The sequence below is a fragment of the Thioclava sp. F1Mire-8 genome (assembly GCF_002213165.1).
In the GTDB taxonomy this organism is placed as follows: domain Bacteria; phylum Pseudomonadota; class Alphaproteobacteria; order Rhodobacterales; family Rhodobacteraceae; genus Thioclava; species Thioclava nitratireducens.
In genome coordinates this window covers 1-9,901 of the sequence record NZ_NBNY01000007.1, presented here as the reverse complement: position 1 = coordinate 9,901, position 9,901 = coordinate 1, and the positions used below count along the sequence as shown (strand labels likewise).

Here is a 9,901-nt window from a genome sequence, read left to right as displayed (position 1 = left end):
TCGCTCGGAAAAAAGCGGCCCCTCGCCGCGTGGTCGGGTGGTCAACGGAGCCCGGGCTTCAAGCGCGGGGCCGGGGAAAACGATACACGCTTCTCTCGATACCGTCGGGGAATCTCTCTCTGGCGACCTGTTCGCCACCGAGCTTTTCGGTCAGGCGCTGAGCGGCTTCGTTCTCGTCTCGCATATGCGTTTCCACCGCGTCCCAACCATTACCCAACGCCCATGTGATCACCCCTCGCGACGCCTCGGCGGCGATCCCGCGGCGCCGGGCATCGCGCGCGATCCACCATGTCAGCTCGTGGCGAGGCCAGCCGTTGGCGTGAACGATGCCGCATGTTCCGACACATCGCCATTCTTCGACGAGGTCGATCGCCCAGACACCGTGCCCCCGAAGCACCCAGTGGCCGACATCCGCCGTCAGTTTCGCCCAAGCCGCAGCGGGCGACAGCGGCCCGCCATAGAAGCGGGAGGCCTCCGCGTCGCTGAAGAAATCGCAATAGACCGGGAAATCCTCTTCGACCGGAGCCCTCAGCAAGAGCCGATCCGTCTCAATTCGGGGAACCCAGTCAGGGAATGTGTCTGTTCGAGCGCGCATGAAGATTACGCTACCGCCTCCTTTTGAACGACGGAAGCGATTGCCTGCCCTCTTGCGAGCGCGCGCCAGAAGTTGATCCTGCGTGATCTCGAGGCGTCGAGACTGGGATGCGATATTCGCCCGGATTCAGGAGGAACGCCTATCGCCACCGCATCGCTCGCAGCCAAGAAAAATTGGGGTAAAGCGCCGGTTCCAATTTGCCCGGTTTGCGGGGCGCTGCCTTCCTTGCGCGCCGGGACCTCCATCTGACGGACCAACGCGCGCGCCCTTGCGGCGGAGCGGTCCTTCCTTTAGACGCCCGCTCAACCGGTCGCAGCCTACCCGGTCATCAAAACAAGGGTTCAAAAATGAAGACTCTCGTCATCTGCTCGGGCGGCCTCGACTCCGTGTCGCTCGCCCATATCGTCGCCGCTGAGGGCAATCTCACGCGGCTCGTTTCCTTCGACTACGGCCAACGGCACCGCAAGGAGCTTGATTACGCCGCCGCCGCCGCGCGCCGTCTGGGCGTGCCGCATCACCTTATCGACATGCGCCCAATCGGGGCGGCGCTGACAGGTTCGGCGCTGACCGACGATATCGACGTGCCCGACGGGCATTACGCCGAAGAGACCATGCGCATCACTGTCGTCCCGAACCGCAACGCGATCATGCTGGCAATCGGCTTCGGCGTGGCTGCCGCAAATCGCGACCAAGCCGTGGCGACCGCGGTCCATGGGGGCGATCACTTCATCTACCCCGATTGCCGCCCTGCCTTCACCGAGGCCTTCGATGCGATGCAGCGCATGGCGCTCGACGGCTATGCCGATGTGCGGCTGCACACGCCTTTCGTGCATCGCTCCAAGGCCGACATCGTGGCGGAGGGCGCCAGACACGGCACGCCCTTTGCCGAGACCTGGTCTTGCTACAAGGGCGGCGAGGTGCATTGCGGGCGTTGCGGCACCTGCGTCGAGCGGCGCGAGGCGTTCCATCTGGCGGGCGTCGAAGACCCGACCGTCTATGCCGATCCCGATTTCTGGGCCAAGGCCGTCGCCGACAAGGAGGCCCGCTGATGTTTCGCATCCGCAAGGAATTCCACTTCTCCGCCTCGCACCAGCTTGCCCATCTGTCCGACGATCACCAATGCGCGCGGTTGCATGGGCATAATTACATCGTCGTCGTCGAGCTGGCTGCCGCGACGCTCGATGGGAACGGGTTCGTACGCGACTATCACGATCTGAAACCGCTCAAGACCTATATCGACGAGAGTTTCGATCATCGGCACCTAAACGATGTGATGGACGTGCCTTCGACCGCCGAGAACATGGCCAAGCATTTCTACGACTGGTGCAAGGCGCGCTGGCCCGAGACCAGCGCGGCGCTGGTCAGCGAGACGCCCAAGACCTGGGCGGAATACCGTCCATGACGACGCTGCGAATCGCCGAGATTTTCGGCCCGACCATTCAGGGCGAAGGCGCGCTGATTGGCGCGCCCACACTCTTCGTGCGGGCGGGCGGCTGCGACTACCGCTGTTCGTGGTGCGACAGTCTCCACGCGGTCGAGAGCGCCTATCGCCATACGTGGGCTCCGATGAGTTCCGAGGAAGTCTGGGCAGAGCTGCGCCGCCTGTCGGGCGACCGCCCGCTGACGATCTCGCTCAGCGGAGGCAACCCGGCCATTCAGGATTTCGGACCGCTGATCGCGCTTGGGCGAGCCGCCGGCTACCGCTTCGCCTGCGAGACGCAGGGCTCTGTCACGCGGCCGTGGCTCGGCGATCTGGATACGCTGGTGCTGTCGCCGAAGCCGCCCTCGAGCGGGGAGCAGGTCGATTGGGACGTCTTCGCCGATTGCGTGTCGGCCGGACGCTCTGCCGGCAGCACCGTAATGAAGATCGTGATCTTCGACCGTGCGGATTATGATTGGGCCAAGGACGCCCATGCCCGTCACCCCGATCTGCCGCTCTATCTTCAGCCGGGCAATCCCGAGGTCGATCCGGACGTCCCGGTCGATCCGCAGGCGCTTGCCGACCGGCTGGGCTGGCTGACGGAAACCGCCATGGCGGACCGCTGGTTCGCCCCCCGTATTTTGCCGCAGCTGCACGTCCTGATCTGGGGCAACAAGCGCGGCGTCTGATCCATCGGAGACCCAAATGACCAACTCGATCTACAGCGATCTCAAGCAACTCGGCGGCGCGACCCGCATCCCGGCAAGCCCCGAGGAGGCCGAACTCGAAAGGGTGAGCAACCCGCAGGCCGATATCAGCTACAACGTCCGCTTCACGGCGCCGGAGTTCACCTCGCTCTGCCCGATGACGGGGCAGCCCGACTTCGCGCATCTGGTGATCGACTACGTGCCCGGACAGTGGCTGGTGGAGTCGAAATCGCTGAAGCTCTATCTGACGTCGTTCCGAAATCACGGCGCGTTCCACGAGGATTGCACGATCTCCATCGCGCGGCGGCTGGCGGATTTCCTCGAGCCGCAATGGCTGCGCATCGGTGGCTACTGGTATCCGCGCGGCGGTATCCCGATCGACGTATTCTGGCAAACCGGGGCAATGCCCGAGGGAGTCTGGATTCCCGATCAGGGTGTTCCGCCCTATCGCGGGCGCGGCTGACCTTCGCCGCGTCCCGGCCTCGGGGTTTAGCCTTAGAGCCTCGCCCCGGGGCCGTGCCTTTGCATGACGTTGGCCGGACCTGTCGAAGTTATTCTACACGGACCAGCGTCCACATCCCCATGACGTAGTGGCCGGGGATGTTGCAGTAGAGGATGTATTCGCCCGGTTTCAGCGTCACCGTGAGCGAACCGCTCTGACCGGGATCGAGCTCGGAGACCTCGCCGAGATGGCCGGCCTTCTCTTCGTCGACCCGCATCTCGTCCTTGTTATAGGGCAGTTCCTCGGTCGCGCTCTTGACCGGGGCCACGATCATCTCGTGCACGGTGCCCTTCGAGTCGTTCTTGACCTCGAAGGTGACCTTGCCCGCAGGCACGACCGCCGGTGTCGCGGTGACGCCCATCGTCGCCTTCGAGACCCGCTCGCCGGCGCCAGCCATGTTGAAGCCCATGGGCGGCAATTGTCCCAGATCGTCCATCGCGTTGTCGCCCTTGTCCCAGAGCGAGACCTGCACGGTGGCGGGATCGGCGGCCATTGCAGGCGTGATCGTCAGCGTCGGCAGAGCCGCGAGGGCGAGTGCGAGGGCGGTGCGTCTTGTGAGTTTCATCTTCTATTCCCTTCTCGGTGTTGAGGTTTCGACCTTCGAGAAGAGGGATAACGTGTTTGGCGGAGGGCCCGTTTTGACCCAGATCACGTCTCACGCCACTGTGACGGCCGGGCCGAAAACGGTGGAGCGCTGTCGAGATGGCTTCGCTCAAGCGAGGGTGCGTCGCGCGCCCTGGGCATGCCCGCGCAGGGCGACGCGGCTCAGGAGGCCAGTTTTCGCTCGGTCGCGAAGGGGCTGAGGCCCAGCCAGCTCTGCATCGAGGCCACAACGTCTCGAGACCCGTCGAGATCGAGTTTCCGGGCGGCTTTCGACACGGTGGTGAGGCCCATCCAGATCTCTGTCATCGTGCGCAGATCCGTCGTGACGAAAAGATCCACGTCGAAGCCCGGATCGACCTGACACAGATCGACATCGCCGCTCGCCTCCACGATCAGCCACCATGAGGATTTCGACGCCGCAAGCTCGGGGAACCGGAAATTGAGGACGGTGCGCCCCGGCGGAAGCGGCGCCGGATCGAGATTGCGGCGCATGTCCCACATCAGCAAAGATACGTCGAGCCGTTCCAGAGACGGCTCGGATTCCACCCATTTCTGGCCCCAGATTCCGAAGGCCTCGACAACCGGCAGAAGGTCCTTTCCTGCGTCGGTCAGGAGATAGTCGACAGCCTGAGAGCCTTCGACAGGATGCCGTTCGACGATCCCGGCCGCTTCCAGTTCCCGCAGGCGCTGTGCGAGCAGGGTGCGCGACATCCGCGGAACGCCGCGCCTGATATCGTTGAAGCGCGTCGATCCCGCCACGAGCTCGCGCACGAGGACGATCGTCCATCGGGTGCAGAGGATTTCGGCCGCCATCGCGACGGGGCAAAACTGGAAGTAGGTGGCGTTGGACATCGGAGATCTCCTCCATGGCTGTTTCCAGCATAGCACGAATTGCGATTCCTTTAGTCGGCTTCGTGCCCATGCTCTCCGCTCGGGCGGGCCGGTCCAGTTTCGCCACTGGTTTGAGACGCGCCGCGCGCTCATCCTTTCAGAACCGCAAGCAATCGAAACGCGGCAGACGCGCAAGGGGTAGAGCGCGTCGCCGTGCGCCATGGTCTCAGAGGGAGGAAGACATGTCGGATATCATTGAAATGAACGGGCTGGACGGCACGCGCAAGAAGATCACCGGCGCGGACCGGGAGGCCCTTGCCGCCGCCTTGCGTGGCAAAACTCTGATCGAGGGAGACGCAGGCTATGACGCCGCGCGGTCAATCTGGAACGGGATGATCGACCGCAAGCCGGGGTTGGTCGTGCATGCGATGGGGGCCAGCGACATCCAGAGCGCGGTCGCCTTTGCCAAGGAAAAGGGACTTCGGATGGCCGTGCGGTCCGGCGGCCATCAGATCGCCGGTCTCGCGGTCGAGGAGGGCTCGCTGATGCTGGACCTGTCGGGCATGCGCTCGGTTCACGTCGATCCCGAAGCTGGGACCGTCCGGGCCGAGCCGGGCGCGACGCTGGGCGACGTCGATCGCGAGTCGCAGGTGCATGGGCTTGCCGTGCCCGTCGGCGTGAATTCGACCACCGGGATCGCGGGGCTGACGCTTGGCGGTGGCTTCGGCTGGATCACCCGGAAATACGGGATGACCGTGGACAATTTGTTGTCGGCTGATGTGGTGCTCGCCGACGGGCGCTGCATCCGGGCCTCGAAGACGGAGCATCCGGACCTCTTCTGGGCGCTGTGCGGCGGGGGCGGGAATTTCGGGGTGGTGTCCTCCTTCGAATTCCAGGGGCACGCCATCGGCACCGAGGTTCTGTCGGGCCTCGTGATCCATCCCTTCGCGGAGGCCGCCACTCTGCTGCCGAAGTTCCAGGAGATATGCGACAAGGCGCCGGACGAGCTGACGGTCTGGTCGGTCCTGCGCAAGGCGCCGCCGCTGCCGTTCCTGCCGGAGGACTGGCACGGGCGCGAGGTGCTGATCTTCGCGGCCTGTTACGTGGGTGATATGGCCAAGGGCGAAGAGGCGATGCGGGAGCTGCGCGCCCTCGGCACGCCCATCGTCGACGTGATCGGCCCGCATCCCTTTACCGGATGGCAGGCGGCCTTCGATCCGCTGCTGACGCCCGGCGCGCGCAATTACTGGAAGAGCCGGGACTTCCTGAAGCTCGGCCGCGGCACGATCGAGGCGATACTCGGCGCGGTGGAGGAGCTTCCCGATCCGCAATGCGAGATCTTCATCGCCCATGTCGGCGGCGCAATGGCCCGCGTCCCGTCGGACGCGACCGCCTATCCGCAGCGCGACAGCCACTTCACCATGAACGTCCACACCCGCTGGGACGACCCGGCGAAGGATGCGGACTGCATCGGCTGGGCGCGCGACCTGTTCGACGCCACGGCGGCGGATGCGGCGCCGAGCGTCTACGTGAACTTCCTGCCCGCGGATGACGCGGGTCGCCTCGCCGAGGCCTATGGCGGAAACCTGAACCGGTTGCAGGAGATCAAGGCGCGCTACGACCCGACGAACCTCTTCCGAGTCAATCACAACATCCAGCCGCAGCAGGTGCGGCAGGCCGCGCAATGAGCCGTCGCGCCCCGGACGCGAATGCGCCCGGGGCCACGGCCTCCAGACAGCAAGGAGCTAGAACGATGGAACAGACTCTCTACGAACGGCTCGGTGGAAAGCCCGGGATCAAGGCGCTCGTCGACGATGTCCTCGAGGCGCATATGAAAAACCCCGCGATCAGCGCCCGCTTCCTGCCGTATCGCGAAAGGCCGGACGACCTGAACGACGCCAAGGCGCAACTCTGTGCGTTCTTCGGCGCGGGCAGCGGCGGCCCCGAGCAATATACCGGGCGCGACATGGTGGCGGCGCATCGCGGCATGAATATCAGCACGAGCGAATACATGGCCGCAATCGACGACATCATGTCGGTCCTTGCGGCGCATGAGGTCGACGAGACGACCCGCAAGGACGTGCTGATGATCGGCTATTCGCTCAAGGGCGATATTACCAACCAATGAACGTGTCAGACGGGCGGGGGGATCTCCGCCGCTCCCGCGCGATCGCGCGCCGCCTTTTCAGGCGCGCCTACGCCGCTGCGCGGTCGTCGGCCCCGTCCAGCAACAGACGGATGATATCGGAGCGGGTGAGGATACCTGCGAGACGGCCCTCCCGCGTCACCGGCACGACCTCGGTTCCCTGCGCCGCGAGACGGTTGAGAAGGGTGCCGACGGGCAGGTCATGGGCGACCGCGCGGTCGGGCGAACGCATCACCGCCGAGACGGTGCGGGGCCGCGCCCGCCGGGGCAGGGCGCGCGGCCGGCCCTGCGCGGCGACTTCGTCGAGAAGATCCGCCTGCAGCACGAGGCCGCAGAGCCGGGTCTCGGCGTCGATGACAGGAAGGCTCTTGATGGCATGGGCGCGAAACAGGCGCGCGGCCTCCGGCAGCGGTGTGTCAGGGCGCACCGTGATGAGATCGGTGGTCATGATGTCGGCGCAGGTCGTGCCGTCGAAGCGGTGCTGCGCCGCCTCGGCCTCTGCGGCGGCCAGCAGCCGCCCGAGATCCGCCACCCCGAGATTGGCCGTCTGATTGAACCGGTCGAGCAGTTCGCCCAGCTGCGCGCTCGACAATCCCAGCCGCGGCGGCGCATCCGCCGGCGGCTCCGTCTCGGGCTGGCGGAACGGGTAGACCCGCCCGGTGGCCCGGTTATAGACGATCGCGGCAAGGACCAGCGTGGCGGTCGTCAGTCCGACCGGCACCAACGCAAAGAGCGGTCCGATCTCGAGCGCATGTGTCGGATCGAGCGCGGTCAGCAAGGCGACGGCACCGCCCGGCGGGTGCAACGCGCGCACGAACATCATAGCGGTGATCGCGGCGCCGACGGCAATCCCCACCGACCATGAGCCGGGCAGGCTGCGGGCCACGAGCAGCGCGACCAAGGCCGAGGTGACGTTGCCGACGATCGCCGACCACGGCTGCGCAAGGGGCGAGTTCGGAACGCCGAACACCAGCACCGCCGTCGCCCCGAGAGGCGCCACGAGATAGAGCGAGGAAAGCCCGAACCGTGCGCCGAGGCTCACCACGAGGGCGCAGAGGCTGATGCCGAGCAGCGCCCCGAGGCCCGCCCGGATCTGTTCGCGCCCGTGGAATGCCGGCAGCGCCGGAGCGAGATGATGCCATGCCCGCATGGGAAAGCCCTTCCAGCTGGCCGAAAATCAGTCGAATCGCGTTTGTATGCGTCAGAAATGGACGGGAAGGGAACGGGCGCGCCCGCGGAAAAGGACGCTGATCCGCGCGCCACGCAGAATTCGGGATGCCGGTTCCGCGTGGCGTCTGCGGCGGCAAACAATGTTTGCCCGGGGCCGCTCGTGCCGGCTCGCGGGTGACCGCGTCATGCGATGGGGGTTTACCGCGCCAGCTGCCCGGGAGGCGCTTTCCGGAGCAAGGTATTCTGGTCGATCATGAATTCGGTGGAAATTGCGTAAGCCGCGGCGCCCACGGCGCGGATGACCGAGCCGAAATGCCCTGCGCGGATTTTGGGGTGATAGACTCCTTGCAGATCGAGGCGCGAGAAATGCCGGTCGACCTCCGCCACCAGCCTGTCGCGGATATCTTGCGGAAACGCGCCGTCGATGATGACGGCTTCGAAATCGATCACAGCCTGGGCGGAGACGATCGCATGGGCGAGGCTTCTGGCCGCGCGCGTGATCCAGAGCGAGAGCGCAGGCTCGAGAGGCGACCAGTCGGCACGGTCGTCGTGAATCCGTTCGGGGTCGCTCTGCCGTTCCGCCAGAAGGCGCTCGAGCACAGAGAGCGAGGCATGGTCGATCAGGCGGTGGCCACCGGGCTCGTCGGGAATTCGCAGCGGCCCGAAGCCGCCTGAGTTTCCCGACCGCCCGGAAAACACGCTGCCATTGAGAACGACGCCGCCCCCGATGAAGGTGCCGACGAAGAAATAGATGTAGTCCTGCTTGTCGGTGGGCGGTCCGAAAACCAGCTCTCCACGACAGGCCGCGGTGCCGTCATTCTCGACGGAGATCGGCCCGGGAAGCAGCGATGCGAGCTCGGTGCGGGCGTCGAAACTGCGCCATTTCTCCAACTCGTCGGTCGGCGCGTCGAAGTCCTCGGCCCAGTGCCACAGCTCGGAGGGGATCGCGATTCCGCTGGCATCCACGTCCTCACGCTTCAGTTTTGCCGAGCGTAGCAGCGGGCGGAGATTGTCCTTGATGAAGGTGACCAGCGCCGTCCGGGTCGGGAAGCCGTGGCGCGCCGAGCGGCGGGCCATGACGGCGCCGGTAAAGTCGACCACGACCATGTCGAAGCTGCTTCGGCCGATCTTCAGGCCGAGGTAGTGTTTCGCTTCTGGGTTGAGGCGCATCGGCACGGAGGGCTGGCCCACGCGGCCCCGGACCGGATCGCCGCGCAGCAACAGGTCGTCCTGCTCGAGCGCCTTGAATATCTCTGAGACCGCGTTGGCGGACAGCCCGGTTGCGCGGGTCGCCTCGGCTTTCGTCAGCGTGCCGTGGCGGCGGATCAGATGGAGCACGAGACGCTCGTTAAGGTCTCTTACCGTGAGTTGGTTGGTGCCCATGAGCGGCACGGCATTCAGGGTTTTGTCGGGGCGTGCTGTCGTCATCTCTCACCGGCGGGGAAGGTCACGCAGCTTAGTCCTGCGTGGTTCGTGGGTGATCGGATGCTACGCGGCGGCCCGGAGGGGCGCAAGCGACATCGAAAATTTGACCTAAATAAAAATTCATCTGGAAGTTTTTATTGACAGGTGGAAGCTCCGGGCGCTAGCTCTTGGTGACTTCGGGGAAAGGAGGAGGCTTCGCCGGCGATGCTGCGGCATCGTGAATGCGGGTGCGACGCGCATCCCGATCGGACGCGAGAAAACTTTTCCATGAAGTTTCAATGGATGCACTGAATGCATCTCAGCAAGGGAGGAGACCTGACATGAAGAAGAGAACCGCGATTCTGGGAGCGACGGCGCTTGGCCTGATGGCGACCGGGGCCTGGGCGGAGACGACCGCCTGCCTGATCACGAAGACTGACACCAACCCGTTCTTCGTGAAGATGAAGGAGGGTGCGACGGCGAAAGCCGAGGAGATGGGCATCAAGCTCAACACCTATGCGGG

At 65.2% G+C, this 9,901-nt stretch carries 11 protein-coding genes and 1 pseudogene; 7 read left to right on the top strand and 5 right to left on the bottom strand.

Features of this window, described 5'->3' with window-relative positions:
• Positions 1 to 58 precede the first annotated feature (58 nt).
• Positions 59 to 535 (bottom strand): GNAT family N-acetyltransferase, encoded by a 477-nt coding sequence (locus B6V75_RS17795; RefSeq protein ID WP_240496999.1) that lies wholly within the window; start codon positions 533 to 535, stop codon positions 59 to 61.
• A 407-nt stretch (positions 536 to 942) separates the two neighbouring features.
• Here B6V75_RS17795 and queC point away from each other — a divergent pair, with 407 nt between their 5' ends.
• From queC to queF, 4 genes are read left to right on the top strand one after another with little or no spacing between them, the layout of a single operon-like run.
• Positions 943 to 1,644 carry a 7-cyano-7-deazaguanine synthase QueC gene (gene queC / locus B6V75_RS17790; protein ID WP_088720574.1) on the top strand — a complete coding sequence of 234 codons (702 nt, stop codon included), beginning with the start codon at positions 943 to 945 and terminating at the stop codon, positions 1,642 to 1,644.
• Positions 1,644 to 1,997 carry a 6-carboxytetrahydropterin synthase QueD gene (queD, locus tag B6V75_RS17785; RefSeq protein ID WP_088720573.1) on the top strand — a complete coding sequence of 118 codons (354 nt, stop codon included), beginning with the start codon at positions 1,644 to 1,646 and terminating at the stop codon, positions 1,995 to 1,997. The genes queC and queD overlap by 1 nt, the downstream gene beginning before the upstream one ends.
• On the top strand, positions 1,994 to 2,704 hold the full coding sequence (queE, locus tag B6V75_RS17780) for a 7-carboxy-7-deazaguanine synthase QueE (protein ID WP_088720572.1): 711 nt from the start codon (positions 1,994 to 1,996) through the stop codon (positions 2,702 to 2,704). The genes queD and queE overlap by 4 nt, the downstream gene beginning before the upstream one ends.
• Before the next feature lie 16 nt (positions 2,705 to 2,720).
• On the top strand, positions 2,721 to 3,185 hold the full coding sequence (gene queF / locus B6V75_RS17775) for a preQ(1) synthase (RefSeq protein ID WP_075777284.1): 465 nt from the start codon (positions 2,721 to 2,723) through the stop codon (positions 3,183 to 3,185).
• An 88-nt stretch (positions 3,186 to 3,273) separates the two neighbouring features.
• Here the strand turns inward: queF and B6V75_RS17770 are convergent, their stop codons facing one another.
• Positions 3,274 to 3,789: a plastocyanin/azurin family copper-binding protein gene (locus B6V75_RS17770; RefSeq protein WP_088720571.1), complete on the bottom strand. Its 516-nt coding sequence runs from the start codon at positions 3,787 to 3,789 to the stop codon at positions 3,274 to 3,276.
• A 200-nt stretch (positions 3,790 to 3,989) separates the two neighbouring features.
• Positions 3,990 to 4,679, bottom strand: coding sequence for a helix-turn-helix domain-containing protein (locus B6V75_RS17765; RefSeq protein ID WP_088720570.1), 690 nt, complete (start codon positions 4,677 to 4,679; stop codon positions 3,990 to 3,992).
• 221 nt (positions 4,680 to 4,900) lie between these two features.
• On the opposite strand from B6V75_RS17765, the gene B6V75_RS17760 reads away from it, so the two are divergent.
• The gene (locus B6V75_RS17760) at positions 4,901 to 6,346 is read left to right on the top strand and encodes an FAD-binding oxidoreductase (protein WP_088720569.1); all 1,446 of its coding nucleotides are present in this window, start codon (positions 4,901 to 4,903) and stop codon (positions 6,344 to 6,346) included.
• A gap of 65 nt (positions 6,347 to 6,411) precedes the next feature.
• Positions 6,412 to 6,786, top strand: a complete 375-nt coding sequence (locus tag B6V75_RS17755) for a group 1 truncated hemoglobin (RefSeq protein WP_088720568.1) — start codon at positions 6,412 to 6,414, stop codon at positions 6,784 to 6,786.
• Positions 6,787 to 6,853: 67 nt separating this feature from the next.
• Here B6V75_RS17755 and B6V75_RS17750 read toward each other — a convergent pair whose 3' ends face one another.
• Positions 6,854 to 7,954 (bottom strand): HPP family protein, encoded by a 1,101-nt coding sequence (locus B6V75_RS17750; protein ID WP_088720567.1) that lies wholly within the window; start codon positions 7,952 to 7,954, stop codon positions 6,854 to 6,856.
• Positions 7,955 to 8,172: 218 nt separating this feature from the next.
• Positions 8,173 to 9,402: an ROK family transcriptional regulator gene (locus B6V75_RS17745; protein ID WP_088720566.1), complete on the bottom strand. Its 1,230-nt coding sequence runs from the start codon at positions 9,400 to 9,402 to the stop codon at positions 8,173 to 8,175.
• A gap of 317 nt (positions 9,403 to 9,719) precedes the next feature.
• Between B6V75_RS17745 and B6V75_RS17740 the strand changes: the two are divergent.
• A pseudogene (locus B6V75_RS17740) lies at positions 9,720 to 9,901 on the top strand (sugar ABC transporter substrate-binding protein); the annotation flags it as partial.